Consider the following 26,025-nt stretch of genomic DNA (forward strand, 5'->3'; position numbering starts at 1 on the left):
GTTAAAATTCTGCTTATTTTTCGATCCATGTGTTTTCAAACTGCCCAACGCGTTGCCAAAAAACTAATCACCTGGTTAATGAGAATAAAAAGAGGAAGCCGCTGAGTGAATAAATTGAGTACACTGCCCCTACTCAATCTGATTTGGACAAGTGGCTAATGAAACTGACTATCGTGCGTCTGGTGACCTTTAGCGACCAGGATCATATCGACCTGGGCAAGATCTGGCCGGAATATTCCCCTTCGTCGCTGCACGTTGATGAGACCCACCGCATTTATGCCGCGCGTTTTAACGAACGCCTGCTGGCAGCGGTTCGCATAACCCTGAGCGGTACGGAAGGGGCGCTGGACTCGCTGCGCGTGCGTGACGTCACCCGTCGTCGCGGTGTGGGACAGTATTTAATTGAAGAAGTGATCCGCGAAAACCCGAGCGTGACCTCATGGTGGATGGCTGATGTGGGCGTGGAAGACCGCGGCGTGATGGCGGCGTTTATGCAGGCGTTAGGGTTTACGGCGCAGGAAAGCGGGTGGGAGAAGCGCTAAAAGAAAGCCGGGTGGCGGCTGCGCCTTACCCGGCCTACATTATCTGCCGCATTTTCCCAAGCATTTCGTGTTGCAGGAAGGCGGCAAGTTATGAAATCCCCGGGAGCTTACATAAGTAAGTGACCGGGGTTGAATAACGCAGCCAACGCACCTGCGGCGCGAAAGGCGACGGGAAAATTATTTGGCGTCTGTCGCCGTACCGTTAGCATGCCAGTCAAACACGCCGAACTCGAAGCCCTTCAGGTCGCCCTTCGCGTCCCAGGAGAGTGGTCCCATGACGGTCTCGACGGTATTCGCTTTCAGCCAGGTGGCAATCTCAGCCGGATCGGCTGACTGGTTCAGGCCCGCCTGCAGAGACTGCAGCGCCGCGTAGGTGGTCCAGACGAACGCGCCGCTTGGATCCTGTTTCTTCGCCTTGATGGCATCTACGATAGGTTTGTTCGCAGGGACCTGGTCGTAGTTCTTCGGTTTGGTTACCAGCAGGCCTTCGGCTGATTCACCCGCAATGTTAGACAGGGAAACGTTCGCCACGCCTTCCGGGCCCATAAACTGGGTTTTCAGGCCCGCAGCGCGCGCCTGGCGCAGGATCTGGCCCATTTCCGGGTGGTAGCCACCGTAGTAAACGAAATCAATATTCTCTTTCTTCAGACGCGCCACCAGGGTGGAGAAGTCTTTCTCACCGGCGGTGATCCCGTCGAAGAACACCACGTCGGCATTCGCTTTCTTGAGGTTATCCTGCACTGAACGCGCCAGACCTTCACCGTACTGCTGCTTGTCATGAACGATGGCAATGCGCTTCGGCTTCACTTTTTCAACGATGTATTTCGCCGCGGTTGGGCCCTGGTCAGAGTCCAGACCGGTGGTGCGCAGGGTCAGCTTGTAGCCGCGCGCGGTCAGCTCCGGTGCGGTCGCTGCCGGGGTGATCATCAGAATACCTTCGTCTTCGTAGATGTCAGACGCAGGCTGAGTCGAGGAAGAGCACAGGTGACCGATAACGTATTTGATCCCGTCGTTCACCACTTTGTTCGCGACCGCGACCGCTTGTTTCGGGTCACAGGCATCATCATATTTTACGATCTGCAGTTTTTCGCCCTTGATACCGCCCTTGGCATTAATGTCTGCAACCGCCTGCTCAGCGCCGGTAAATTCCTGGTCGCCGTACTGTGCTACCGGACCGGACATTGCGCCAACCACAGCCACCTTGATGTCTGCCTGTGCCATGGTGCTGAATGCCAACGCGATACATCCTGCCAGTAACGCTTTACCCTTCATGTTCATCCTGAGATTCCCCATTATTATGGTTATTACGATTGTTGTGATGTTGTTGTGCAGCGCTTTATGTCAGTTATAGGTGTGCTGTCTGCGCTTTTTCAGCATACTCTGCTAAAACATACCCGATTTTTATGATTTTGGAATAGCTAATTTGAAATGAATATATGATAAGCCCGGCAGGGATTTTCGCCGGGCATGTGGCTTTAACGTGTCAGCGACGCGGAGATAATGTCCAGCGCTTTACGGAACTGCGCTTCAGGGATAGTCAGCGGATACAGGAAACGAATGACGTTGCCGTAGACGCCGCAGCTCAGCAGCAGCAGCCCTTCCTGCAACGCACGCTCCTGCACCTGGCGGGTAAATTCCGGCGAAGGCTGGCCCGTTTGCGGGTCGTTAAACTCCACCGCCACCATCGATCCCTGCGCGCGAATGTCAGCGATATACGGGCAGTGTTCTTTCGCCTTGTTCAGCACTTCCACCAGGTGATGGCCAAGATGCGCCGAGCGCGTGCAGAGATCCTCTTCATCAATCACGTCGAGCACGGCATGCGCCGCCGCAATCGCCAGCGGGTTCCCGGCGTAAGTACCGCCCAGCCCGCCCGGTGCAGGGGCGTCCATCACCTCCGCACGGCCCGATACCGCTGAGAGCGGCATCCCGCCCGCCAGGCTTTTCGCCATGGTGATCAGATCGGGCTTCACGCAGTGGTGTTCCATCGAGAACAGCTTGCCGGTACGGGCGAAGCCGCTTTGCACCTCGTCGGCAATCAGCAAAATACCGTGGGTGTCGCACAGGGCGCGCAGCGCCTGCATAAAATCAGCTGGCGCAATGTTGAAACCGCCCTCTCCCTGAACCGGTTCGAGAATAATGGCCGCGACCTGGTCGGGTGCGATATCCGCTTTAAAGATGCGTTCCAGGCTTTTCAACGCTTCCGCCGTGCTGACGCCGTGCAGTTCATTCGGATACTGCGCGTGATACACCGAACCGGGGAACGGGCCAAAGCCGAGCTTGTACGGCGCAACTTTTCCGGTCAGCGCCATGGTCATAAAGGTGCGGCCGTGGAACGCGCCGCCGAAGGTGATTAGGCCGGGACGTTTAGTGTACGCCCGGGCAATTTTGACCGCGTTTTCGACCGCCTCTGCCCCCGTGGAGAAGAACGCGGTTTTGGCCGGACCGTCAACGGGCACGCGCTGGTTGATGCGCTCGGCTAGCGCCACATAGCCTTCGTACGGCACAATCTGGTACGCCGTATGGGTAAACACGTGGAGCTGTTTTTCAATAGCGGAAATGACTTTTGGATGGCGATGGCCGGTATTCAGCACCGCGATCCCGGCGGCGAAGTCGATGTACTCGTTACCTTCCACGTCCCACACCGTGGCGTTTTCAGCTTTATCAGCATAGAAGTTACACATCACGCCGATGCCGCGCGGCGTCGCCTGTAAACGCCGGTCGTTCAGTTCGTTATTTTTCACCCTGTCCCCCTGAGAAAGTCGCCTGCTTAGCGCATCAGTAAGTGTTTGCCAGGGGGAGGGAATTCGCCAGAGCGGGCGCTAAAAAAACAAAACCCCCAGACTTTCATCCAGGGGTTCTCGGTGTACTTCGCGAAAATTACGCTTCGATAGCGGCGCGAAGTTTTTTCATGGCGTTCTTTTCAAGCTGACGGACACGTTCCGCAGAAACGCCGTAGCGGTCGGCCAGCTCCTGCAGCGTGGACTTGTTGTCTTCGTCCAGCCAGCGGGCGCGAATAATATCCTGGCTACGCTCGTCGAGGCCTTCCATCGCATGGGTCAGCTTGTTCGCGGCCTGATCTTCCCAGTTATCCTCTTCGATGCCGTCAGCAAAGTTAGAGGTTTTATCCTGCAGATACAGAACCGGCGCCATTGGCTGGCTGTCAGATGCGTCGTCGTCGGAGGACATATCAAAGGTCATGTCCTGCGCGGCCATACGGGATTCCATCTCACGCACGTCTTTGCTGGTTACGCCCAGCTCGCGCGCCACCATTTCCACTTCATCCTGGTTGAACCAGCCCAGACGCTGCTTGGCTTTACGCAGGTTGAAGAACAGTTTGCGTTGCGCTTTTGTCGTGGCGACTTTCACGATACGCCAGTTGCGCAGCACGTATTCATGAATTTCTGCTTTGATCCAGTGCACAGCGAAGGAGACGAGTCGCACACCCACTTCCGGGTTAAAGCGACGCACAGCCTTCATCAGGCCGATGTTGCCTTCCTGAATCAAGTCCGCCTGCGGCAGGCCATAGCCCGCATAGTTACGAGCAATGTGAACAACAAAGCGCAGGTGAGACAGGATCAGCTTTTTCGCTGCTTCCAGATCGCCCTGGTAATGCAGCTTTTCAGCAAGCTCCTTTTCTTCCTCGGCCGTTAACATCGGCCAGGTGTTCGCAGCCCGGATATAAGATTCCAGGTTACCAACAGGGGCTAAAGCTAAAGTTTGCATTTCTTTGGTCATTCATTCCTCTCAATGTTTCTTCTGGTCCTGGCCGTCCCCGTCAGGCAACAACCATGCCAAAGCGTTTGAGCAACGAGATTAGCATTCACTCTTTTATCAGACAGTGATTTTATCCACAAGTTCCAGGTGCAACGGTGAATAAATTACGCACAAATTGTGACATGGAGATGATAACAGGGGAAGCGACAACAGGGACGCTTTCCCTGCAGAGCGAGCATCTCGGTGCAGGGAAAGATTATATCACGCTTTTATTAGTCGGGAGTAAAGTGACGTAAATGTTGAACGGTTGCCAGCCAGGCTGCCACCCACCCAATCATCGAACAAACCAGCAGCAGCAACAGGCACTCATCGAAGCCTAACCCGCTGATATCAAACTTCGTTCCGAAAACCTGCGCCACTTCAGTCACGGCAGAAGAGAGCCGCATCACCAAAATTTCTGACAATATCAGTGAAAGAAATGCACCGGAAAAACCGAGCAATGCGCCACCGTAAAGGAACGGTCGGAGGATGAAACCATCCGTCGCACCAATCAGTTTCTGCACGTTAATGGTATCGCGACGGGCAAAGATGCTCAGGCGCACGCTGTTGCCGATGACGAGGAAGACCGCCGCCACCATCAGCACGCCAATCATCGCCGCGACGCGTCCTACCAGCCCGGTCAGGGCAGCAAGGCGTGCAAACCAGCTGTCGTCCATGCGCACTTCATCAATGCCCTTAATGCGCGTGATGCGATCGCGCAGGGTGTTAAGCGAATCGGTCCCCTGGAAATCCAGCTTCGGGATCACCACCGCCACGGCGGGCAGCGGGTTCTCTTCGAGCATATCCAGCGCGCCGCCAAAGCCAGACCAGTTACGGAACTCGCCCAGCGCGTCTTCACGTGAGAGATAGTTGACCTTCTCCACGCCCTGCTCGGCCTGGATTTGCCCGACCACCTGCGCGGCGGCGTTATCGTCGAGCGCTTTATCCATATAGACCGTGATCTGCGGCGACGGATAATACTGTGAGGCCGCCTGGTTGACGTTTTTATAGACCATATAGCAGACGCTTGGCAGCGTCAGGGAGATGGCGATCACCATCACCGTCAGGAACGTCGCCAGCGGTTTGCTTTTCAGGTCCTGCAGCGCGCCGTGGAAGGCGTAGCGCACCTGCTCGTTAAACACGTTGGTTTTACGGGAGGCCGGTTTTGGCGCGGCCTTCTGGCGCTTCGGCGCATTACGATTGCCGTCACCACCGCCCTGCGGCTTACGGAAACGGTCAAACCGGTTTCCGAACTGCCGAATCTGGTTTATTGCATCACGCTTATTCACCGTGGCCTCCGTGCAAATGCCCGTCGCTCAGGGTCAGCATGCGGTACGAACGACGGGAAATGAGCCCGATGTCGTGCGTGGCCATCAATACGGTGACTCCTACGCGGTTGAATTCCTCAAACAGACGCAAAATCCCTTCGGACAGGGCATCGTCCAGGTTACCGGTCGGTTCATCCGCCAGCAGTACGGCAGGCTTGTTCACCACCGCACGGGCGATGCCTACGCGCTGCTGCTCACCGCCGGAGAGCTGGATCGGGAAGTTCTTCGCTTTGTCCAGCAGCCCGACCTTATCCAGCGCCGCAGAAACGCGGCGGCGGATATCGTCATAGCTGGCGCCGGCAATAATCAGCGGAATGGCCACGTTATCGAAAACGGTGCGATCCATCAGCAGGTGGTGATCCTGGAAAATCATGCCGATCTGACGACGCAGGAACGGCACTTCACGGTTTTTCAGGCGGCTAATCTCATGGCCGCCGAAAAAGATTTTCCCGGCGCTTGGCCGCTCGATCCCACAGATAAGCTTGAGCAGGGTACTTTTCCCCGCGCCGGAATGGCCGGTCAGGAATGCCATCTCGCCCGGCTGCAGGTGGAATGTTACCCCCTGCAGCGCTTGTCTCCCACCGAGATAGGCCTTGCTGACGTGTTCAAAGCGAATCATTGTTAGTCCTCTCGGGCAAATAATGCCTCAATAAAGTCGTCCGCCTTAAACGGACGCAAATCCTCAATACGCTCGCCCACACCGATGTAGCGGATAGGAATACCGAACTGATCGGCCACGGAGAAGATCACCCCGCCTTTCGCGGTGCCGTCCAGCTTGGTCAGCGCGATCCCCGTCAGTCCTACCGCTTCATTGAACAGCTTCGCCTGGCTGATGGCGTTCTGTCCGGTGCTGGCATCAATGGTCAGCATAATTTCATGCGGCGCGTCTTCGTCCAGCTTCTTCATGACGCGAACGATTTTCTTCAACTCTTCCATCAGGTGCGATTTGTTCTGCAAACGCCCTGCGGTATCGGCAATCAGCACGTCCACGTTGCGCGCCTTCGCCGCCTGGATGGCGTCGAAGATCACGGACGCGGAGTCCGCGCCGGTATGCTGGGCAATCACCGGAATGTTGTTGCGCTGGCCCCAAACCTGCAGCTGCTCAACCGCTGCCGCGCGGAAGGTATCGCCCGCCGCCAGCATCACCGATTTGCCCTGCTGCTCGAACTGACGCGCCAGCTTGCCGATGGTGGTAGTTTTACCCACGCCGTTCACGCCGACCATCAGAATAACAAATGGCGTTTTGCCTTCAATATTAAGCGGTTCGTCAACTTTTGCGAGAATTTCACCCATCTCGTCTTTCAGCAAACCGTACAGCGCTTCGGCGTCGCGCAGCTGTTTGCGGCTCGCCCCTTCTGTCAGATTGGCGATGATCTTACGGGTGGTTTCCACGCCGACGTCCGCAATCAGCAGCTGTTCTTCCAGCTCTTCAAAGAGATCGTCGTCGATCTTCTTGCCGCGGAACAGACTGATAAATCCGGAACCTAAGTTTTCTTTGGTTTTGAGCAGGCTGCGCTTCAGGCGCGCGAAGAAACCTTCTTTGGTCGGTTTTTCCTGCTCCTGGACGCTCTCTTCTTCGGCCTGCTCTTCTACCGGCACGACGATGACCGCTTCTTCCGCGGCTTCTGCCGCCAGCGCCTGGGCTTCCAACTCTTCATCGGTCAGCTCTGGCTCGAGTGCCGCTTCTTCTTCCACCGCCTCAACAATTTCAACGGTTTCCGCTTCGGCCTGCCACTCTTCGGCAGAAACCTCTTCGGCTTTCACCTCTTCCGGCAGCGGCAGCTCTTCGTGTTCGATAACGGCCTGCGGCGCTTCGGCAAGGGCCTCAATGACAACCGGCTCTGGCTTCTCGCTCTCCTGAACCTGTTCCGTGACCTCAACAACCTCTTGTGCAAAGGTTTCAATCTCTTCTTTGCTGTGCGCCGTTTCTTCCGCTTCGACAACCGCGGCGGTTTCTACAGGCGTTTCAGGCTGTGACTGCTCTTCAACGGCTTGTTGCTCTTCGGTTTTCTGTTCTGTTTCTTGCTCTTTTTCACCGAAGCCCAGCCAGGAAAAGAAGCCACGTTTTTTTTGTTTTGCCATCTGCGACTACACTCCTCGCGGCGCTATATACATGGAAGCTAAAAAAATGATGAAATAGTCTAACACTTTACTTAATTGACATCACCGCCCGCAATCGCAGGCCAATTGTTAACAGAGCTTTCCTGAGATGAAGAAACCCAACCGCGCCCCGGCCGGTCAAATTCGTATTATCGGCGGTCAGTGGCGAGGCCGGAAATTACCGGTGCCGGACAGCCCCGGTTTACGCCCTACTACCGACCGCGTGCGCGAGACGCTGTTTAACTGGCTGGCCCCGTCAATGGTAGACGCCCACTGCCTGGACTGCTTCGCCGGAAGCGGCGCGCTCGGCCTGGAAGCGCTGTCGCGCTATGCCGCCAGCGCCACGCTGCTGGAGATGGAGCGCGGCGTGGCGCAGACGCTGCAGCAAAATCTGGCGACGCTGAAGGCGAGCAACGCCAAAGTCGTGAACACCAACACGCTGAGTTTTCTTGCGCAGAAAGGCACGCCGCATAACGTGGTGTTTGTCGATCCGCCGTTCCGCAAGGGGCTGCTGGAAGAGACGTTATCCCTGCTTGAGCAAAACGGCTGGCTGGCGGATGACGCGCTAATTTACGTTGAAAGCGAAGTGGAAAATGGTTTACCGCCGGTTCCCGCGTACTGGGATCTGCACCGCGAAAAGGTCGCCGGCCAGGTCGCTTATCGTCTTTATCACCGTCAGGCACAAGGAGGCTCCGATGCCGGTACTGATTAACCTGGGACGTTTGCTGATGCTGGGCGTCTGGGCGTTTTTAATTCTCAACCTGGTACACCCCTTCCCGCGCCCGATGAATATTTTCGTTAACGTCGCGCTGATTTTCACGTCGTTTATGCACGCCCTGCAGATGGTGATGCTGAAAAACGGCCTGCCAAAAGACGGCCCGCAGATGACGGGCTGGCAGCAGCTGCGCGTGTTTATTTTCGGCGTGTTTGAACTGCTGGTGTGGATGAAGAAGTTTAAGGCGCAGGTGAAGAAGTAAGGCGCGGCCTGATGCCCTCACCCTAACCCTCTCCCACAGGGAGAGGGAACGATTACACCCTCTCCCTGTGGGAGAGGGCCGGGGTGAGGGGAAAATTACCGCTCCGGTTCAAACCCTTCAAACCGCGTCCCTTTGTAGCTCAACGTCCCTTTCTCCACCACCGTCAGCTGATGGTACTGCTGCGCCTCCAGGCGAAAGGTCATCTCGAGGCCGCCTGCTTCCGGCCTAAAGCTCGCTTCATAGCGCATTGCTGTGCCCGCAGGCGTCACCTGCTGCTGGCGCGAGCGGCGGTCGTTGAGCGGTTTCTCGCGTTTGTTGGTCACCACCACGCGCTTTTGCATCAGCGGTGCGGCATCGTTATCCGCCTTCTCGCGGCGCTGCTGCACGAAACGGAACGAGGCGGCAATGACGATAATCGCCACCACGATAATGAAAAAAAGCGGCATCTTGCTCATTCGACAATCCCATCAGATTTTGCGGAATTCAGGATACCTTGCCTCCCCCGCCATTGCCAAACGCCCGCCCGCGTCACTACACTGGATCAGAAACTGATTATTCAGACTTAACAGATACAGGGAGTTAATATGCTTTGGTCATTTATCGCTGTCTGTTTTTCCGCATGGCTTTATGTCGATGCATCGTACCGCGGTCCCACCTGGCAGCGCTGGTTATTTAAACCGGTCACGCTGTTGCTCCTGCTGCTGCTGGCCTGGCAAGCGCCGATGTTTAACGCCGTCAGCTATCTGGTGCTCGCCGGGCTGTGTGCATCCCTGATTGGCGATGCCTTAACCCTGCTGCCGCGCCAGCGCCTGCTGTACGCCGTTGGGGCGTTCTTCCTGTCGCATCTGCTCTATACCATCTACTTTGCCAGCCAGATGACGCTCTCCTTCTTCTGGCCGCTGCCGCTGGTGCTGCTGGTGATTGGCGCCCTGCTGATTGCGGTGATCTGGTCGCGTCTGGAAGAGATGCGTTTGCCGGTCTGTACGTTTATCGCCATGACGCTGGTGATGGTGTGGCTGGCGGGCGAACTGTGGTTCTTCCGTCCGACCGCTCCAGCGATGTCAGCGTTCTTCGGCGCCGCGCTGCTGCTGATCGGGAATGTCGTCTGGCTGGGCAGCCACTATCGCCGCCGCTTCCGGGCGGATAACGCGATTGCCGCCGCGTGTTACTTTGCCGGGCATTTCCTGATTGTGCGTTCGCTGTATATCTAAATAGCGCTTGACTCTGGAGTCGACTCCAGAGTGTATGCTGCGGTTAATGAGAAAATTATCATTGCCGGAGACTGCCATGTCGACTCCAGAAACACCTAAAAAAGTTCCTCAATTCTCGGCACTTAAACTCAGCCCGGTGCCGTCGAAAGACGAGTGCTGCTGCGAAGGCGCGTGCGAAACGCAAGCTCAACCCCTTCCTGAAAGCGGCAACCGCTACAGCTGGGTCGTCAACGGCATGGACTGCGCGGCCTGCGCCCGCAAGGTGGAAAACGCCGTCAAGCAGGTGCCGGGTGTGAATCACGTTCAGGTGCTGTTCGCCACCGAAAAGCTGCTGGTTAGCGCCGATAACGACGTCAGCAAGCAGGTTGAAGCCGCCGTCAGCCAGGCGGGCTATACCCTGCGCAGCGAAACGGCGCCCGTTGAAAAAGCCTCCTCCCTGAAAGAAAACCTGCCGCTCATTACCCTCATCATCATGATGGCCCTGAGCTGGGGTCTGGAGCAGATTAACCATCCGTTCGGCAATCTGGCGTTTATCGCCACCACGCTGGTCGGGCTGTTCCCGATTGCCCGTCAGGCGCTTCGCCTGATGAAAAGCGGCAGCTGGTTTGCCATCGAAACGCTGATGAGCGTGGCGGCAATCGGCGCACTGTTCATTGGCGCGACGGCAGAAGCGGCGATGGTGCTGCTGCTGTTCTTAATCGGCGAACGCCTTGAGGGCTGGGCGGCGAGCCGGGCGCGTAAAGGGGTCAGCGCGCTGATGGCGCTGAAGCCGGAAACCGCCACTCGCGTGATAAACGGCACGCGTGAAACGGTCGCCATCAATACGCTGCGCCCGGGCGACGTGATTGAGGTGGCCGCAGGGGGGCGTCTGCCCGCCGACGGCGCGCTGCTTACCGCCACCGCGAGCTTTGATGAAAGCGCCCTGACCGGGGAATCCATTCCGGTAGAGCGTGCCGCGGGTGAAAAAGTACCTGCTGGCGCCACCAGCGTCGACCGTCTGGTGCAGCTCACCGTGCTTTCCGAGCCGGGCGACAGCGCCATCGACCGTATCCTGAAGCTGATTGAAGAGGCCGAAGAGCGCCGCGCGCCGGTCGAACGCTTTATCGATCGCTTCAGCCGGATTTATACCCCTGCCATCATGCTGGTTGCCCTGCTGGTCACCGTCGTCCCGCCGCTGTTCTTTGGCGCGCCGTGGGAGGGCTGGATTTATAAAGGGCTGACGCTGCTGCTGATTGGCTGCCCGTGCGCGCTGGTGATTTCCACCCCGGCGGCGATTACCTCAGGTCTGGCGGCAGCGGCGCGTCGCGGCGCGCTGATTAAGGGCGGCGCGGCGCTGGAGCAGCTGAGCCAGGTTCAGCATATCGCCTTCGATAAAACCGGTACGCTGACCGTGGGTAAGCCGCAGGTAACCGGTGTCTATCCGCAGGACGTCAGTGAAGATGAGCTGCTTACACTGGCCGCCGCCGTTGAACAGGGGTCCACTCACCCGCTGGCGCAGGCGATTGTGCGAGAAGCGCAGTCGCGCGGGCTGGACATCCCTCCGGCAACCGCCCAGCGGGCGCTGGTCGGGTCAGGGATTGAGGCCATCGTTGACGGTAAAAAGGTGCTGATTGTCGCGGCGGGCAAGTCTTCCAGTCCAGAGGTTGAGGCGTTAGAACAGACCGGACAAACCGTCGTGACCGTTATGCAGGACGGCGTCGCGAAAGGGATGCTGGCGCTGCGCGATACCCTGCGCGATGACGCAAAAGAAGCCGTGGCGGCGCTGCACAAGCTGGGCGTGCAGGGCGTTATTCTCACCGGTGATAACCCTCGAGCGGCGGCAGCGATTGCCGGAGAGCTGGGGCTGGAGTTTAAAGCCGGACTGTTGCCTGCGGATAAGGTCAGCGCCGTGACGGAGCTGAACGCTCGCGCGCCGCTGGCAATGGTCGGTGACGGGATTAACGATGCCCCGGCGATGAAAGCGTCCACCATCGGTATTGCGATGGGCAGCGGCACCGACGTGGCGCTGGAAACGGCCGACGCGGCATTGACGCACAACCGCCTGACCGGGCTGGCGCAGATGATTAGCCTGGCGCGCGCGACGCGGGCCAACATCCGTCAGAACATCGGCATTGCGCTCGGGCTGAAAGGAATTTTCCTCGTGACGACCCTGCTCGGCATGACCGGACTGTGGCTGGCGGTGCTGGCGGATACCGGGGCAACGGTGCTGGTGACGGCGAACGCGCTCCGGCTGCTGCGTCGCCGATAAAAAAAGCCCGGTGGCGCTAACGCTTACCGGGTACATGTCCTGCTAACTCGTAGGTCGGGTAAGGCGAAGCCGCCACCCGACTTTTTTATAAGAAATAGCTCATCGCCAGGCCTAAAAAAAGCACCAGACCAACGTAGTTATTGTTCATAAACGCTTTAAAACAGGCGTCACGTTCACGCTTCGCAATCAGCTTTTGCTGGTACGCAAACAGCAGTCCCGCCACCAGCACGGACCAGTAAAACTCCCAGTTCAGCCCGTTCAGGCGACCGATCGCAACCATCAGCGCCAGTACCGCAACCTGCAGGATACCGATAATCAGCTTGTCCTGACGACCAAAGAGGATGGCGGTGGATTTAATGCCAATCTTCAGGTCATCGTCGCGGTCTACCATCGCGTATTGCGTGTCATACGCCACGGCCCAGAGAATGTTCGCCAGGAACATCAGCCAGCAGCTGAGCGGTAAGGACTCACTAACCGCCGCAAACGCCATCGGAATCGACCAGCCAAACGCCGCGCCCAGCACCACCTGAGGCAGGTGGGTATAGCGCTTCATAAAGGGATATACCCAGGCCAACGCCAGCGCCGCAACGGAAAGCAGAATGGTCATGGTGTTGAGGGTTAACACCAGCAGGAAAGAGAGCAGCACCAGAACAATGAACAGCACGCGGGCTTCTTTCCCGGTGACCTGCCCGCTGGGTAACGGACGTCCGGCAGTACGCTTAACATGACCGTCGAATTTACGATCGGCATAGTCATTCACCACGCAGCCCGCAGCGCGCATCAGCCAGACGCCGGCAACGAACACGGCCAGGATCCACAGCGGCGGCACGCCTGGCGTGGCGAGCCACAGCGCCCACAGGGTCGGCCACAGCAGCAGTAACGCGCCAATGGGTTTATCGGTACGCATTAAGCGGTGATACGCCAACAGCTTATTCTGCGTCAGGCTCCACTCCATTTTTTCTTCCTCTTAGTACAACGGTGATGCCGGTAAAAAAAGCTCCGTCAGAATTAACGGTTTACCGCTCAGGCGAAGGCGGGAACGACGCCCCCAGAGTTCGGCATCACGACCAATCTCAATAAAATCCCGGGTAAGCTCAGACGAGGTAAAAAGGTAACGCCCCAGAGGCGTTTTCCCCAGACGTTGCAGCGCGAGCTCTGGCCCGGAAAGGGTGGACTCGGGGACCACCGTCCGCCCGGCAAGCCACGGCTCACCATCAGCACAGAGTAAAATTTCGCGCAGCCAGTAGCGTGGCTCTTGCGGCAGCAGCGGCAGCTCGCTGGCGATCTCATCGCCAGAGACAAACCCTTCCTGAATCAGGGTCACCGTGACCGTTTTACCCTGTTGCTCAAAACGTTTCGTCATGGAATCTTCCAGCAACAGCCAGTCCAGTTGCTGCGGATCAAGCGCAGGTATTTGGTCGAAATAGCGCAGCGCACGCAGTTGCGTTAGCGCAGGGTGTGACATGCCAGACTCTCCGATACATAACGTAATGGCATTGTATCGCAGAAACACGGATTGAGGGGGGCCAAACGTTATTTAACGATCACGATCGCAACATGGGCGCAACAGCCTGGCGGCTACGAAAAAAAGTGCGCCCACTCAGGCGCACCAAACTACTAACAAATCAGCACTGTGGGGAAACGGTTACCCCTTGCCTTTTACACTGCTGATAAAGGTGGAACGGGCAGTGGTTGAACCTAAACGTTCGGCTTCATCAAGCAGTTTCAGCGCCTTATCGACATCGCCGCGCTTCACCGCCTGCTTAATGGCGTTGTTGAAGTACTCTTCGGTGTCGTTTAGTACCGGCTCGGCTTTCTTCGCCGGGGCAGGCGCTGCGGTCGCTACCGGTGCGGCTGCCGTGGCAGCTGGCGCGGTATAGGCAGGAGCAGCTGTGTTACCTACAGTGACAGGGCCGGAACCGGAAGAGCCAAACAGCGGGCCGACCAGCACGCTTGAACCGCTGTTCGTTTTCACCTTCAGCTTTAACGTTCCGTCGGTGACGTGACGAGCAATCGGGTCTGGAATATCAGGAATCGTGTTACCGGTACCTTTTGCGTAGGCTTTAGCCGGATCGAGCAACGTGGTGGTCTTCTGAAGATCTTGCTCAGTGGTAAAGACCAGGACGTAGAGTTTTTGCTGGCCCAGCGCTGGCGTAAGGCGCATGACGCCTTCCAGACGGTCGGCGCTCATCACGCCGGGCTCCTGATACGTAAAGTATTCACTTGGGAAAAAGGCAGATGGCGTCATGTTCTGATCGAGAATTAACACGTTTGGTGCAAATACACTCGTCTGCTTATTAACTTCACTGGTCAAGGTAATGGCCAGTTCACCAATATTGGCGGGTACGCTATACGCAGCGACAGGGCCGGTAATACCCGGAACATTAAGTGACTGACCAGCCGTTGAGAGCTGGGTGGTCTGGGTTTTAGACTGATCGACAGGGGTCCAGACAAGCTGTTGCAATGCCGCTGTCGGAATGGCTGGCGCGGATGTTGTGTTTTGCGGAACGAAATTGACGTTAGCGAGCGTTACAGCAGGCGCGCTTGCCAGCAGCCCTGCGGTTAAACAAAGGGCAAGGAGAGTTTTGTTCATTTTCATTGTTATCACCTCAAAATGCACAGGTCAGCGGTAGCCAGGCAATAGCGCGCCGTCCCAAGGATTGAGGGGCTTGCGCCCCTCAGTTTGGTCATTACGTCAGGTTAAGACGGGATTACCACCAGATTTCCATCTGGGCGCCGAAGGACCACTCATCGTTGTCGCCGCGGCTGAAGCTTTTCGCAGTGGTATCGCTATAGGCCATGCCTGGGGTGTAACCCGCAACGGAGTTTTTACCTGAAGGCGCATAACCCCATTTCTCATCCCACTTGGCATAGGTGGCGAAGACGCGGATTGCTGGACGTGACCAGATGCTGTCGCCAGCCTGCCACTGTTGTGCCAGGGTGATTTTATACTGGTTGTTGGTTTCGCCAGTTTCCTGAGATTTGACGTTGTCGTAGCCCACTTCAAGCAGAGTGCTCATGATAGGCGTCCATTTGTACATAGGACGAACGCCTACGGTCCACCATTTAGTACCGTTGTTGTTATCCCAGTTGATATCCTGGTACATACCGACGTACATCAGATCCCAGCTATCGCCCAGGGAGATAGCACCGTGGTCAAGTACGCGCCACAGGTGCCCGTTGTTGTTGATGCCGTAGTTGATATCGTCAGTGGTGCCAATGTTCGAACCTTGCGACAGACCTTTACCCTGAGAGGTCATAGAGTCAGTTGCATATTGCAGAACGAATTTGTTGTAGCCTTTCAGCATGCTCTGCGTGTGTTCAGCGGTGAACATCCAGCCATCTTTAGATGCGCCGTCGATCAGGTGATAATCATCACGTGGGTTTGCACGGCCGTAATCAGCCCCCAGCTCCAGGGTACCGCCCGGGTTAACTTCCATCTGGGCTAAACGCACGTCAAAGACATCGTTCGCCGTGCGAGTGGTGTAGTCATAAACGCTGTTGCTGGCGAAGGATGAAGAACCGCCGGCTTCAGAAGAACGGGTTGCAGCCAGAGAGAGCTTACCAAAACCTACGTCGATGTTTTCCAGACCTGCACCAGGACCTGAAATATCCCAGTAGTAGAAGTCGATCATGTGGACGTCATGACGCTGATAGAAGCGCTTACCGGCCCAGATAGTCGAACCTGGCAGCCACTCAATCAGGTTTTTACCCTGCACGTTGGCTTCACGGAACGCCGGGTCAGTGGCCTCCCAGTCGTTCTGTTGCGCCACGGAATACGCGACGTTGGTGTCGAAGTAGAAGCTCTTATCGCCCTCTTTCCACACTTCCTGGCCCAGTTTCAGTTCCGCATAGGTTTCACATTCGTTACCCAGACGGTATTTACTTTGAGCACCGGTTGCCTGGAAGCACTGTTGTTCGCCGCCACTACCCGTCCAGCCGATACCGGAACGAGCATAACCATGGAAATCCACGGCCATTGCCTGAGCAGACATTACGCCCGCTGCGACGGCAACTGCCAGAGGAAGTTTGCGCAGAGTAATCATCATTCTATCTCCTGAGATCATTGCTTTTCTTTGAACACTTCACCTGTCGGTTTCGTGTCTTCTTTTGGGATTGCTTAAACGCCTGGCTCTTTGTGCAACCGACGACATGCAGTGCCATCCTCACGGAACAGATGGCAACGCTCTGGCGGCAAGCCGATAGCGAATGTGGCACCCTCTTCTACCAACACCACGTCGTTCTGGCGGTAGACCAGGTTCTGACGGATGGCGGGGATCTGGATATGAATCTGTGTTTCGTGACCAAGCTGTTCGACGACCTGAACGTCACCTTCCAGGGTCACATCAGCGATGTGGCTCGGCAGCAGGTGCTCAGGACGAATACCGAGGGACATGTTTGCCCCGACCTGTACGTTGGCGCTGTCGACCGGCAGCCAGACCTGCTGGCGGTTTGGCAGCTCCACCTGTACCTGTTCAATGGCTGTCGCGGTCACTTTGACGGGCAGGAAGTTCATCTTTGGCGAGCCAATGAAGCCCGCAACAAAGCGGTCTGCCGGGTAGTGGTACAGCTCCAGCGGTTTACCCACCTGCGCCACGCGGCCGGCATCCAGCACCACGATTTTGTCGGCGAGGGTCATCGCTTCCACCTGATCGTGGGTGACGTAAATCATCGTGCGGCCAAGACGCTTGTGCAGACGGGAGATTTCAATACGCATCTGGACGCGCAGGGCGGCATCCAGGTTAGAAAGAGGTTCATCGAGCAGGAACACGCGCGGTTCGGCCACCAGCGTACGGCCAATCGCCACACGCTGACGCTGACCACCGGAAAGCGCTTTTGGTTTACGCTCCAGCAGGTGGGCCAGCTGTAACACTTCCGCCACCTGCGTCACGCGCTGGTTAATGACCTCTTTCTTCGCGCCGGCCAGCTTCAGGCCAAAGGACATATTTTCGGCAACGGAAAGGTGTGGATAGAGTGCATAAGACTGGAACACCATACCGACGCCACGTTCGGCAGGCGGGATGTCGTTCATTCGGGTATCACCAATCAGCAGGTCGCCGCTGGTAATCGTTTCAAGACCGGCAATCATACGCAGCAGAGTAGATTTACCACAGCCTGATGGGCCAACAAACACCACGAATTCGCCTTCGTTGATGTCCAGATTGATGTCTTTCGACACCACAACGTCACCCCAGGCTTTCGTTACATTACGCAGCTGTACGCTCGCCATGCCCTTCTCCCTTCGTTACAACCTGTCACCGACAGAAACATTCAAGATAAGTTCACTATGGGGTATCCATTACTTTCCCGAATCCTCCACCCCCCGCCTTTTTTATGGGGGAGGAGGCGGGAGGATGAGGGAGCAGGCTCTGCGACCGCCATGGGCGGGCTGAGGCAAAATTCGTGAAGCCGCCTGCAAAATTCGGTGGGTTTTTATGTGCGCCAGCACTCATAACTTAAATTTATGCAACGGAGATCACACAAACGGGGGGTGGGGCGTAGGGGTTGGGAGGATGGAAAGAGGATGTCAAATAAGGAGACTGAGACACGTTGAACCACTGAAGTCATACCATGAGACATCACCAAAAAGGATGGCAGCTATGAATATCAAGACTGGCGCACGCGTTTTCGCATTGTCCGCCCTCGCAGCAATGATGATTTCCGCACCGGCGCTCGCCAAAATTGAAGAAGGCAAACTGGTTATCTGGATTAACGGCGACAAGGGCTATAACGGCCTGGCCGAAGTGGGCAAAAAATTCGAAAAAGATACCGGCATCAAAGTTACCGTAGAACACCCTGACAAGCTGGAAGAGAAGTTCCCGCAGGTTGCAGCAACCGGCGACGGCCCGGACATCATCTTCTGGGCGCATGACCGTTTCGGGGGTTACGCGCAGTCTGGCCTGCTGGCAGAAGTGACGCCAGATAAAGCCTTCCAGGACAAACTGTTCCCGTTCACCTGGGATGCCGTTCGCTATAACGGCAAGCTGATCGCTTACCCTATCGCGGTTGAAGCCCTGTCTCTGATTTACAACAAAGACCTGGTACCAAACCCACCGAAAACCTGGGAAGAGATCCCGAAACTGGATAAAGAGCTGAAGGCGAAAGGTAAATCCGCGCTGATGTTCAACCTGCAAGAGCCGTACTTCACCTGGCCGCTGATTGCTGCCGACGGCGGTTACGCGTTCAAGTTTGAAAACGGCAAATATGACGTGAAAGACGTGGGCGTGGACAACGCGGGCGCGAAAGCGGGTCTGACCTTCCTGGTTGATCTGATCAAGAACAAACACATGAACGCGGATACTGACTACTCCATCGCGGAAGCGGCGTTCAACAAAGGCGAAACCGCGATGACCATCAACGGTCCGTGGGCCTGGACCAACATCGACAAGAGCAAAGTCAACTACGGCGTGACGCTGTTGCCAACCTTCAAAGGCAAGCCGTCTAAACCGTTCGTTGGCGTGCTGAGCGCGGGCATCAACGCCGCCAGCCCGAACAAAGAGCTGGCGAAAGAGTTCCTGGAAAACTACCTGCTGACCGATCAGGGTCTGGATGAAGTGAACAAGGACAAACCGCTGGGCGCCGTCGCGCTGAAATCCTTCCAGGATCAGCTGGCGAAAGATCCACGTATCGCGGCCACCATGGATAACGCCCAGAAAGGCGAAATCATGCCGAACATCCCACAGATGGCTGCGTTCTGGTACGCCACGCGTACCGCGGTCATCAACGCTGCAAGCGGTCGTCAGACTGTCGATGCCGCGCTGAAAGATGCTCAGGGTCGTATTACTAAGTAATGACGTAGTCCCCTCTCCCTTCGGGAGAGGGTTAGGGTAAGGGTTGGCGCTATCCGCACGCCCTCACCCCGGCCCTCTCCTCCAGGAGAGGGAGAAAAGATCAAACGTTGTAGAGGAAAAACCCCATGGATGTCATTAAAAAGAAACGCTGGTGGCAAAGCGACGCGCTGAAGTGGTCAGCGATCGGTCTGCTGTGCCTGCTGGTGGGTTACCTTGTTGTTTTAATGTACGTACAAGGGGAATATCTGTTTGCCATCATGACGCTGATTTTAAGCTCTGCTGGCCTGTATATTTTCGCTAATCGTAAAGCCTATGCCTGGCGCTATGTTTATCCGGGCGTGGCCGGGATGGGGCTGTTTGTCCTGTTCCCGCTGATTTGTACCATCGCCATTGCGTTTACCAACTACAGCAGCACCAACCAGCTTGCGCAGGAACGCGCGCAGCAGGTCCTGCTGGATCGCTCATATCAGGCAGGCAAGACCTTTAACTTCGGCCTGTATCCTGCCGGTAACGAGTGGAAGTTAGCGCTTACTGACGAAGCAAGCAGCAAATACTATGTCTCCGACGCGTTCAAATTTGGCGGCGAGCAGAAGCTGGCCTTAAAAGAGGCACAGGCCCTGCCGGAAGGTGAACGTGCCAACCTGCGCGTCATTACGCAGAATCGTCAGGCGCTGACCCAGCTCACCGCCGTGCTGCCAGACGACAGCAAGGTGACCATGAGCTCGCTGCGCCAGTTCTCCGGCACGCAGCCGCTGTATACCCTGGCGGACGACGGCACGCTGACCAACAACCAGAGCGGCGTGAAATATCGTCCGAATAACGACATTGGTTTCTATCAGTCCATTACTGCCGACGGCAAATGGGGTGATGACAAGCTCAGCCCGGGCTATACCGTCACCATCGGCTGGGACAACTTTACCCGCGTGTTTACCGATGAAGGCATTCAGAAACCGTTCTTCGCCATCTTCGTCTGGACGGTGGTCTTCTCGGTGCTGACGGTGATCCTGACCGTGGCTGTGGGCATGGTGCTGGCCTGTCTGGTCCAGTGGGAATCCCTGAAAGGCAAAGCGATTTACCGCGTGCTGCTGATCCTGCCGTATGCCGTACCGTCGTTTATCTCGATTCTGATTTTCAAAGGGCTGTTTAACCAGAGCTTCGGTGAAATCAACATGATGCTGAGCGCCCTGTTCGGCATCAAACCGGCCTGGTTCAGCGACCCGACCACCGCTCGCTCGATGATTATCATCGTGAACACCTGGCTCGGTTATCCGTACATGATGATCCTGTGCATGGGCCTGCTGAAGGCTATCCCGGACGATCTGTACGAAGCCTCGGCGATGGACGGCGCGGGCCCATTCCAGAACTTCTTTAAAATTACGCTGCCGCTGCTCATTAAGCCGCTGACGCCGCTGATGATTGCCAGCTTCGCCTTTAACTTTAACAACTTCGTGCTGATTCAGCTGTTGACCAACGGCGGCCCGGACCGCCTTGGCACCACGACGCCAGCAGGCTATACCGACCTGCTCGTGAGCTACACCTACCGTATCGCCTTCGAAGGCGGCGGCGGCCAGGACTTCGGTCTGGCGGCAGCGATTGCCACCCTGATCTTCCTGCTGGTAGGCGCTCTGGCGATTGTGAACCTGAAAGCCACACGTATGAAATTTGATTAAGGAGGGCATCAATCATGGCAATGGTACAACCCAAATCTCAGAAGTTGCGCCTCCTGGCGACGCACTTAGGCCTGCTGATTTTCATCGCGGCGATCATGTTCCCGCTGCTGATGGTTATCGCCATCTCCCTGCGTTCGGGTAACTTCGCGACGGGGAGCCTGATCCCGGACGAAATCTCCTGGGAGCACTGGAAGCTCGCGCTGGGCTTCAGCGTGGAACACGCGGATGGCCGCGTCACGCCGCCGCCGTTCCCGGTCCTGCTGTGGCTGTGGAACTCGGTGAAAATCGCAGGCATTACCGCCATTGGTATCGTGGCGCTTTCCACCACCTGTGCTTATGCCTTCGCCCGCATGCGTTTCCCGGGCAAAGCGACGCTGCTGAAAGGGATGCTGATTTTCCAGATGTTCCCGGCCGTACTGTCGCTGGTGGCGTTGTATGCCCTGTTTGACCGTCTGGGCCAGTACGTACCGTTTATCGGCCTGAACACCCACGGCGGCGTGATCTTCGCCTATCTTGGCGGTATCGCACTGCATGTGTGGACCATCAAAGGCTATTTCGAAACTATCGACGGCTCGCTGGAAGAAGCGGCCGCGCTGGATGGCGCAACCCCGTGGCAGGCGTTCCGCCTGGTGCTGCTGCCGCTGTCGGTGCCGATTCTGGCGGTAGTGTTTATCCTGTCGTTTATCGCTGCGATCACCGAAGTACCGGTTGCCTCACTGTTACTGCGTGATGTGAACAGCTACACCCTGGCCGTAGGTATGCAGCAATACCTCAACCCGCAAAACTACCTGTGGGGCGACTTTGCCGCGGCGGCCGTACTTTCCGCCATCCCGATTACCGTGGTGTTCCTGCTGGCGCAGCGCTGGCTGGTCAACGGCCTGACGGCGGGCGGTGTGAAAGGTTAAGTTTCATTTTGTTATGCCACTGCAACCCTCAACTTTAGACGTATTGTATTGACCCAACTTGTGACTGTTGTTAGGCGCTCTTCGGAGCGCCATTTTTTTTATTCGCGTTTCAGCCGCTTCGAGTTGCACAGCCAGAGGGTGATCACCAGCAGCAGGATCGCCGCCGAGTAGATCAGCACGTCGAGCGGGGACTTATGATCGACGATGATCAGCCGCACTATCGCAGTGATCCCAATGTAGACAAAATAACGCAGCGGGAAGTGAAAGCCGGACTGAAAGTACTTCACAATCAGGGCGATAAATTCAAAGTAGAGAAAGTAGACCACCAGGCCTTCCACCAGCGCATATTTGCTGGTTTGTTCAGGGGCGAACAGTACATCCGCAAGATGCACCGTCTCTTTACCCAAAAAGACGACCAGTATCAGGCCAAGGCTCAACAGACCGAGGTTCAGCACGGTCTGGAGGACTGTTGAGATAAACTCAACGCGCGGGCGAGTCAGGGATGTCATACAGCACCTCATTCTCCAGGGCGAGGTTCCTGTATAACGCAAAAATGTGACGGGGATCTATATTTTTTGTTTATGTTTGACGCAATGGAGAGGATTCCCCTCTCCCCTTAGGGGAGAGGGTGAGGGGCATCAGCGGAAGTTAATGTTCTTATCGCTCGTCATGTCATACAGCTGGAACTTACGTCCAAGCTGCTGACCCCCGTCACGCGTCAGCGGCGTCCAGCCCACTGCCGCACGGCTGCGGGTTGGGCCTGACGAGAACAGATCCAGCGGAATCGACACGTAGACCCCTTTGGTGAAGTCCCCTTCCCCGTACTCGTCCGGCGAAACGTTGGTGATAGTGGCGTAGCCACCCACCACGACGCCGCTGTCGAAGTGTTTAGAGATGTCCAGCGTACCGCCCTTATCGCCCGCCAGGTACTGGCCGACGCTGGCTTTCACCAGCACGTCAGGGGCGAACGACGGCGTCCAGTAGGCGGTCAGATGGCCCGTTTTGACGCTGTAGTCGGTGAATTTCATCATGTCCTGCGCGCTGCGCCAGTCACGCTGTTTGACGTAGTTGGCATCCACCCCGAACGCCCAGTTACTGTCGACAGGACGATAAAGCACTTCCGCCCCCGCGCCGCCGTACATGGTTTCCAGATACCCGCCGTACACCTGGCCGTATAAGCCGTTGCCGAAGTACTGGAAGTAGTTGGCCTGCAGGTTATTCACGTAGGCATCGTTTTGTACGTACTCACGCACGCGGGTACGCACGCGCGGCAGCGCCGAGTCTTTTGGCGGGTTGGTGTAGTTGAACTTGTCGTAGTTATTGGCGATGTTGCCGAACAGGCTGCCGGTGGTCAGCAGGTGGTCGGTGAGCCACAGATCCGCCGTCGCCATGACGCCCAGCTGATACATGTAGAAGTTTTCAGGCCCGCCCACGGACTGGTTCAGCACCGGATCGATATGGAAATCGAAGCGCGATTTGTCGATATACCAGCCCTGCTCGGTGGTTTCCGGCACGATCGGCTCTACGCGTTTTTGCACCAGCTCGGTTTCATGCCCGAGCGGCTCGCCTTCCAGATGGCGCTTGAGGCTGGCAACGTCCGTTTCGGTTGTGACCTGCGGCAGGTTGAGACGGTTCTCCGTCACGCGGATCGTGCGGATCCCTTCCGGCAGATCGTTCATAACGATCCGGTTAGCGCGTTCGATCCCTTCGCGCGAGTCGCGGTATTTCACCTGCTCGCCGGTCACGTACAGCGTATCGCCTTTCACCTGAATTTTCGGATCCGCCAGGCCGGCATTGTATTTCAGCAGCGTCAGCTGGTTTGCCACCACGGAGTGCTGCAGAATCGCATCCTGCGGCTCCGGCTGGTATGCAGGGCGCGCGTTATCATTGTAGTGCGGCCGCATGTCGTTAAAGTTGGTGCGCAGCGTGAAGCCAAACATCACCGTATTGCCGCGCTCGTAGCTGAGGTTAACGTCGGCCCAGTCGGTGACGCGATAAATGGCGCCGACGTTAAACTTGCTCTTCTGCTCAATCTTTCCGGCGAAGTCCTGCGAGTAGTCATTCCCCTCATATTCCAGCTTCAGGCGTAATGGCTGCCAGGGCGTTTGATACTCCACGCCGCCAAACAGCGATGCCGGACCGTGGAACATCTGGTCTCCGTTGATGGAGCCCGCTTTCTTATAGCTGTTATCGCGGTAGCAGTATTTATCGCTGTAGGAGCAAAACGGGTTTTTCACGTTTCCGCTGGTGCCGAGATAGCCCCATCCCAGACCGAGCGAGAAGTCGAACGGCCCCCAGGCTTTACTGGCCACGATGTATTCCGCATCAAACAGACCGGTACCACCGATATCTTTGGCGCCCACGGACACCTGCGGCATCCAGTAGCTCTCTTCCCACAGGCGCAGCTTGACGTCGAAGGCTTTATCTTTGTAAGTCTGATCGCCGGAGAACGCCTCTACGCTGCTGTATTGTTTCGTACGCACGTCGGTATAGCGCAGCGTGGTTTCAAGCCACGGGAACAGCTGCACCGAGGCGGAGTAGTAGCGATACTGGTCGTTATCACGGTAGTTAAGGCTAATTTCGCCTTCGCGCGCCATACGCGCGGTGGGCGTTTGCAGTAAACCGACGCCGCCGAAGTCTGACTGAGACGGGCCAATGGGTGCCGGATACGTTTCTGCATGGCAGGCGGCACTCACGCAGAGCGCCAGCATGCTGTAGAGATAGGTTCTTTTCATTATTCCGGTATCCGCTGAATCAGGGAGTGAAGGATATCGGCGTTAAGCCCGTCATACGCCTTCGTCCAGAAATGGTCGGCAAAACCGACAAAAATGATGCTGCCCGGCATAGGTTCGATATGCCGTTTATTCCAGTAAGCGACGGGGGCTTTTTGTGTGTGCCCGTCAGGGTAAACCACCCAGGCGTAGCTGTTATCGGCACCGCTCAGCAGGTTCTGCTCGTCGAGGTAGCTCGCCACGTCACGACCGGGCGTAAAGGGCTTTTTACCCGGGCTGCTGATTAGCCCCATCACGGTCACCGTCGTCGGCTTCACCGGCAGCCAGAGCGTATATTCCCCTTCAAGCGTGGGGTTGCCCTTTTCCGTGACGCGCACTTCGTCGGGATCAAGGTTCACGTTCTGACGGCCCGTCACCTTCAGCGCCTGCAGCTGCTGGCGAACGCTGTTAATCGCCGCCGCGTCGTCGCCATCTTCCTGCTCCGCTAATCCCGTCAGCCTGGCAAGGAGCGCCTTGTGCTGTTGTTCCGCTTCAGCGGTCTTCTGCCGTTCAGCGATCACTGCCCCCGGCCACCAGCTGTTGGCGAGCCTTGGCTGTCCGACGAGATCGAGCAGATGCTCAGCGTGGGTTAAGGTTTTGGGTTTTTCACTGTCCGGCGTGTAGACCTTCACCGTCCCTGCGGACCATGCCAGCGGTGCGGCAAGGCTGGCGAGAAGCGCAACGTGGATGAGCGTTTTCATGATTTCGCCGCCTTGATCAGGGTGGTTTTCACCGGGAAGAATCCGGCACCAAGATACTGCAGGGACTGGCGGATCTGCCCTTCCTCGTCGATCCAGAAGCGGTTGTGCCAGGTGGCCTGGTCGGTGGTGATTTCTTCATCCAGCACGCGAACCTGCGTTTCGTCGCTGCCGACTTTCACGCTGTCCGTGCCGTCCCAGCGGAAGGTCGAGCGTGCCGTGGCGTAACGCACCTGCTTATGTTCGGTCCAGCCCATCGTGCGCGTCCAGCTTGCGCCGTCGGCGATCTGGTTCGGCTTGATCAGCGGATCGGCAGCGATGTTATTCACCTCCAGCAGGTTGTCGCCGCCCAACAGGGTTTTCACGATACGACCATGCTGCGTCACGATGGTGGCCTGATCCTGCGTCACCCATTTCTGCTGCCCGTTTTCATCGAAAGCGAGCACCACAAACAGCTGCGGGCCATCATTAAGCTGCATGTACTGACTGGCATAGGGCATGTTTTGAAGTTCGTCATCGGTCAAATGCACGCCCGGTGTGCCGAACATGCTTTCCCACAGTGAGTTTCCCAGCCCTTTGGTAGTGGCCGAGCACGCCTGCAGCAGCAGGCAAATCAGAATGATTGCAGGTCGCTTCACGACTCTTCTCCGAAGGGGCGAAATAACCACACCGAAGTGTGGTTATGATTAAAACACCCGCTATTACTGGGTGCTGGTTGTCGTGGTGGTCGTGGTTCCGGTATTGGAGCCATCACCGCCACCGGTTGCCGCCAGCGCGACACCCACGGCTGAACTTACGGTGCTGGCGCTGGCTGCGGTAGAACTTCCCGCAGACGCAGACGTCGCAGCCGAACCTGCCGCTTCCCCGACCTGAACCGGAGCTGCATAGACAGATGTCGCCGCAAGCGCAGATATGGCAAAAATGCCATACAGTACTTTCTTCATAACAATTTCCCTTCAATGAATGAATGGAGATTTGCCCGAAAAGAATTTCAGGCGGAATCGAGTATACACAACTACTGCCGTGGGTTT

At 56.8% G+C, this 26,025-nt stretch carries 25 protein-coding genes; 8 read left to right on the forward strand and 17 right to left on the reverse strand.

The annotated features are described in order from the left end of the window. Positions 1-158 precede the first annotated feature (158 nt). Complete coding sequence (gene panM / locus AC27FC_RS18775) at positions 159-542, forward strand: aspartate 1-decarboxylase autocleavage activator PanM (protein WP_196355178.1); 384 nt, start codon at positions 159-161, stop codon at positions 540-542. Between the two features lie 177 nt (positions 543-719). Here panM and livJ read toward each other — a convergent pair whose 3' ends face one another. From livJ to ftsY, 6 genes are all read right to left on the reverse strand, one after another. Then, positions 720-1,820 carry a branched chain amino acid ABC transporter substrate-binding protein LivJ gene (livJ, locus tag AC27FC_RS18780; protein ID WP_072163886.1) on the reverse strand — a complete coding sequence of 367 codons (1,101 nt, stop codon included), beginning with the start codon at positions 1,818-1,820 and terminating at the stop codon, positions 720-722. 197 nt (positions 1,821-2,017) lie between these two features. Beyond that, positions 2,018-3,283 (reverse strand): 4-aminobutyrate--2-oxoglutarate transaminase, encoded by a 1,266-nt coding sequence (locus tag AC27FC_RS18785; RefSeq protein WP_196355177.1) that lies wholly within the window; start codon positions 3,281-3,283, stop codon positions 2,018-2,020. 136 nt (positions 3,284-3,419) lie between these two features. Then, positions 3,420-4,277 (reverse strand): RNA polymerase sigma factor RpoH, encoded by an 858-nt coding sequence (gene rpoH, locus AC27FC_RS18790; RefSeq protein WP_023310018.1) that lies wholly within the window; start codon positions 4,275-4,277, stop codon positions 3,420-3,422. A gap of 251 nt (positions 4,278-4,528) precedes the next feature. Then, positions 4,529-5,584, reverse strand: coding sequence for a permease-like cell division protein FtsX (gene ftsX / locus AC27FC_RS18795; protein ID WP_032662628.1), 1,056 nt, complete (start codon positions 5,582-5,584; stop codon positions 4,529-4,531). Continuing rightward, entirely contained in the window at positions 5,577-6,242 is a 666-nt protein-coding gene (ftsE, locus tag AC27FC_RS18800; protein WP_025758973.1) for a cell division ATP-binding protein FtsE, read from the reverse strand. Before ftsE ends, ftsX begins: the two co-directional genes overlap by 8 nt. A 2-nt stretch (positions 6,243-6,244) precedes the next feature. Then, on the reverse strand, positions 6,245-7,705 hold the full coding sequence (gene ftsY / locus AC27FC_RS18805; RefSeq protein WP_064672999.1) for a signal recognition particle-docking protein FtsY: 1,461 nt from the start codon (positions 7,703-7,705) through the stop codon (positions 6,245-6,247). A gap of 127 nt (positions 7,706-7,832) precedes the next feature. Here ftsY and rsmD point away from each other — a divergent pair, with 127 nt between their 5' ends. Together rsmD and AC27FC_RS18815 are read left to right on the forward strand one after the other, a co-directional pair. Continuing rightward, positions 7,833-8,435, forward strand: a complete 603-nt coding sequence (gene rsmD, locus AC27FC_RS18810; RefSeq protein ID WP_196355176.1) for a 16S rRNA (guanine(966)-N(2))-methyltransferase — start codon at positions 7,833-7,835, stop codon at positions 8,433-8,435. Further along, on the forward strand, positions 8,419-8,700 hold the full coding sequence (locus AC27FC_RS18815; RefSeq protein ID WP_010436509.1) for a DUF1145 family protein: 282 nt from the start codon (positions 8,419-8,421) through the stop codon (positions 8,698-8,700). Before rsmD ends, AC27FC_RS18815 begins: the two co-directional genes overlap by 17 nt. A gap of 95 nt (positions 8,701-8,795) precedes the next feature. On the opposite strand, the gene AC27FC_RS18820 is transcribed toward AC27FC_RS18815, so the two are convergent. After that, entirely contained in the window at positions 8,796-9,155 is a 360-nt protein-coding gene (locus tag AC27FC_RS18820) for a DUF2500 domain-containing protein (protein ID WP_196355175.1), read from the reverse strand. A gap of 129 nt (positions 9,156-9,284) precedes the next feature. Between AC27FC_RS18820 and AC27FC_RS18825 the strand changes: the two genes are divergently transcribed. Together AC27FC_RS18825 and zntA are read left to right on the forward strand one after the other, a co-directional pair. Next, entirely contained in the window at positions 9,285-9,911 is a 627-nt protein-coding gene (locus AC27FC_RS18825; protein ID WP_024906687.1) for a lysoplasmalogenase, read from the forward strand. 76 nt (positions 9,912-9,987) lie between these two features. Continuing rightward, the gene (gene zntA / locus AC27FC_RS18830) at positions 9,988-12,159 is read left to right on the forward strand and encodes a Zn(II)/Cd(II)/Pb(II) translocating P-type ATPase ZntA (RefSeq protein WP_196355174.1); all 2,172 of its coding nucleotides are present in this window, start codon (positions 9,988-9,990) and stop codon (positions 12,157-12,159) included. Positions 12,160-12,244: 85 nt separating this feature from the next. Here zntA and ubiA read toward each other — a convergent pair whose 3' ends face one another. The 5 genes from ubiA to malK all read right to left on the reverse strand — a co-directional run bounded on the left by ubiA (position 12,245) and on the right by malK (position 17,389). Then, entirely contained in the window at positions 12,245-13,114 is an 870-nt protein-coding gene (gene ubiA / locus AC27FC_RS18835; protein ID WP_032662636.1) for a 4-hydroxybenzoate octaprenyltransferase, read from the reverse strand. A gap of 12 nt (positions 13,115-13,126) precedes the next feature. Further along, positions 13,127-13,624, reverse strand: a complete 498-nt coding sequence (ubiC, locus tag AC27FC_RS18840) for a chorismate lyase (protein ID WP_023334136.1) — start codon at positions 13,622-13,624, stop codon at positions 13,127-13,129. 180 nt (positions 13,625-13,804) lie between these two features. Next, positions 13,805-14,758: a maltose operon protein MalM gene (gene malM / locus AC27FC_RS18845; protein WP_196355173.1), complete on the reverse strand. Its 954-nt coding sequence runs from the start codon at positions 14,756-14,758 to the stop codon at positions 13,805-13,807. A gap of 112 nt (positions 14,759-14,870) precedes the next feature. Then, on the reverse strand, positions 14,871-16,208 hold the full coding sequence (locus tag AC27FC_RS18850; protein ID WP_087823762.1) for a maltoporin: 1,338 nt from the start codon (positions 16,206-16,208) through the stop codon (positions 14,871-14,873). Between the two features lie 71 nt (positions 16,209-16,279). Then, positions 16,280-17,389: a maltose/maltodextrin ABC transporter ATP-binding protein MalK gene (gene malK, locus AC27FC_RS18855; RefSeq protein ID WP_023310005.1), complete on the reverse strand. Its 1,110-nt coding sequence runs from the start codon at positions 17,387-17,389 to the stop codon at positions 16,280-16,282. A gap of 370 nt (positions 17,390-17,759) precedes the next feature. Between malK and malE the strand changes: the two genes are divergently transcribed. The 3 genes from malE to malG all read left to right on the forward strand — a co-directional run bounded on the left by malE (position 17,760) and on the right by malG (position 21,525). Continuing rightward, positions 17,760-18,950: a maltose/maltodextrin ABC transporter substrate-binding protein MalE gene (gene malE / locus AC27FC_RS18860; RefSeq protein ID WP_039264157.1), complete on the forward strand. Its 1,191-nt coding sequence runs from the start codon at positions 17,760-17,762 to the stop codon at positions 18,948-18,950. Positions 18,951-19,075: 125 nt separating this feature from the next. Continuing rightward, positions 19,076-20,620, forward strand: coding sequence for a maltose ABC transporter permease MalF (gene malF, locus AC27FC_RS18865; protein ID WP_232960303.1), 1,545 nt, complete (start codon positions 19,076-19,078; stop codon positions 20,618-20,620). A gap of 14 nt (positions 20,621-20,634) precedes the next feature. Next, positions 20,635-21,525 (forward strand): maltose ABC transporter permease MalG, encoded by an 891-nt coding sequence (malG, locus tag AC27FC_RS18870; RefSeq protein WP_023310002.1) that lies wholly within the window; start codon positions 20,635-20,637, stop codon positions 21,523-21,525. 98 nt (positions 21,526-21,623) lie between these two features. Here the strand turns inward: malG and psiE are convergent, their stop codons facing one another. The 5 genes from psiE to yjbE form a co-directional block, all read right to left on the reverse strand. Further along, positions 21,624-22,034 carry a phosphate-starvation-inducible protein PsiE gene (gene psiE / locus AC27FC_RS18875; RefSeq protein WP_021242727.1) on the reverse strand — a complete coding sequence of 137 codons (411 nt, stop codon included), beginning with the start codon at positions 22,032-22,034 and terminating at the stop codon, positions 21,624-21,626. Positions 22,035-22,163: 129 nt separating this feature from the next. Further along, positions 22,164-24,260: a YjbH domain-containing protein gene (locus AC27FC_RS18880; protein ID WP_196355171.1), complete on the reverse strand. Its 2,097-nt coding sequence runs from the start codon at positions 24,258-24,260 to the stop codon at positions 22,164-22,166. Further along, on the reverse strand, positions 24,260-24,997 hold the full coding sequence (locus AC27FC_RS18885; protein WP_198922243.1) for a capsule biosynthesis GfcC family protein: 738 nt from the start codon (positions 24,995-24,997) through the stop codon (positions 24,260-24,262). The genes AC27FC_RS18880 and AC27FC_RS18885 overlap by 1 nt, the downstream gene beginning before the upstream one ends. Continuing rightward, positions 24,994-25,632 carry a YjbF family lipoprotein gene (locus AC27FC_RS18890; protein WP_143346389.1) on the reverse strand — a complete coding sequence of 213 codons (639 nt, stop codon included), beginning with the start codon at positions 25,630-25,632 and terminating at the stop codon, positions 24,994-24,996. Before AC27FC_RS18890 ends, AC27FC_RS18885 begins: the two co-directional genes overlap by 4 nt. Positions 25,633-25,695: 63 nt before the next feature. Then, entirely contained in the window at positions 25,696-25,938 is a 243-nt protein-coding gene (gene yjbE, locus AC27FC_RS18895) for an exopolysaccharide production protein YjbE (RefSeq protein ID WP_008503423.1), read from the reverse strand. Between the last annotated feature and the right edge of the window lie 87 nt (positions 25,939-26,025).

It is taken from the genome of Enterobacter sp. C3_dUdeg, assembly GCF_057536195.1.

What these genes read in the sequence shown, in the direction of transcription:
- panM (WP_196355178.1), top strand. Translation starts at nt 159, where the DNA reads ATGAAACTGACTATCGTGCGTCTGGTGACCTTTAGCGACCAGGATCAT.
- livJ (WP_072163886.1), bottom strand. Translation starts at nt 1,820, where the DNA reads ATGAACATGAAGGGTAAAGCGTTACTGGCAGGATGTATCGCGTTGGCA.
- rpoH (WP_023310018.1), bottom strand. Translation starts at nt 4,277, where the DNA reads ATGACCAAAGAAATGCAAACTTTAGCTTTAGCCCCTGTTGGTAACCTG.
- ftsE (WP_025758973.1), bottom strand. Translation starts at nt 6,242, where the DNA reads ATGATTCGCTTTGAACACGTCAGCAAGGCCTATCTCGGTGGGAGACAA.
- ftsY (WP_064672999.1), bottom strand. Translation starts at nt 7,705, where the DNA reads ATGGCAAAACAAAAAAAACGTGGCTTCTTTTCCTGGCTGGGCTTCGGT.
- rsmD (WP_196355176.1), top strand. Translation starts at nt 7,833, where the DNA reads ATGAAGAAACCCAACCGCGCCCCGGCCGGTCAAATTCGTATTATCGGC.
- AC27FC_RS18815 (WP_010436509.1), top strand. Translation starts at nt 8,419, where the DNA reads ATGCCGGTACTGATTAACCTGGGACGTTTGCTGATGCTGGGCGTCTGG.
- AC27FC_RS18820 (WP_196355175.1), bottom strand. Translation starts at nt 9,155, where the DNA reads ATGAGCAAGATGCCGCTTTTTTTCATTATCGTGGTGGCGATTATCGTC.
- AC27FC_RS18825 (WP_024906687.1), top strand. Translation starts at nt 9,285, where the DNA reads ATGCTTTGGTCATTTATCGCTGTCTGTTTTTCCGCATGGCTTTATGTC.
- zntA (WP_196355174.1), top strand. Translation starts at nt 9,988, where the DNA reads ATGTCGACTCCAGAAACACCTAAAAAAGTTCCTCAATTCTCGGCACTT.
- ubiA (WP_032662636.1), bottom strand. Translation starts at nt 13,114, where the DNA reads ATGGAGTGGAGCCTGACGCAGAATAAGCTGTTGGCGTATCACCGCTTA.
- ubiC (WP_023334136.1), bottom strand. Translation starts at nt 13,624, where the DNA reads ATGTCACACCCTGCGCTAACGCAACTGCGTGCGCTGCGCTATTTCGAC.
- malM (WP_196355173.1), bottom strand. Translation starts at nt 14,758, where the DNA reads ATGAAAATGAACAAAACTCTCCTTGCCCTTTGTTTAACCGCAGGGCTG.
- AC27FC_RS18850 (WP_087823762.1), bottom strand. Translation starts at nt 16,208, where the DNA reads ATGATGATTACTCTGCGCAAACTTCCTCTGGCAGTTGCCGTCGCAGCG.
- malK (WP_023310005.1), bottom strand. Translation starts at nt 17,389, where the DNA reads ATGGCGAGCGTACAGCTGCGTAATGTAACGAAAGCCTGGGGTGACGTT.
- malE (WP_039264157.1), top strand. Translation starts at nt 17,760, where the DNA reads ATGAATATCAAGACTGGCGCACGCGTTTTCGCATTGTCCGCCCTCGCA.
- malF (WP_232960303.1), top strand. Translation starts at nt 19,076, where the DNA reads ATGGATGTCATTAAAAAGAAACGCTGGTGGCAAAGCGACGCGCTGAAG.
- malG (WP_023310002.1), top strand. Translation starts at nt 20,635, where the DNA reads ATGGCAATGGTACAACCCAAATCTCAGAAGTTGCGCCTCCTGGCGACG.
- psiE (WP_021242727.1), bottom strand. Translation starts at nt 22,034, where the DNA reads ATGACATCCCTGACTCGCCCGCGCGTTGAGTTTATCTCAACAGTCCTC.
- AC27FC_RS18880 (WP_196355171.1), bottom strand. Translation starts at nt 24,260, where the DNA reads ATGAAAAGAACCTATCTCTACAGCATGCTGGCGCTCTGCGTGAGTGCC.
- AC27FC_RS18885 (WP_198922243.1), bottom strand. Translation starts at nt 24,997, where the DNA reads ATGAAAACGCTCATCCACGTTGCGCTTCTCGCCAGCCTTGCCGCACCG.
- yjbE (WP_008503423.1), bottom strand. Translation starts at nt 25,938, where the DNA reads ATGAAGAAAGTACTGTATGGCATTTTTGCCATATCTGCGCTTGCGGCG.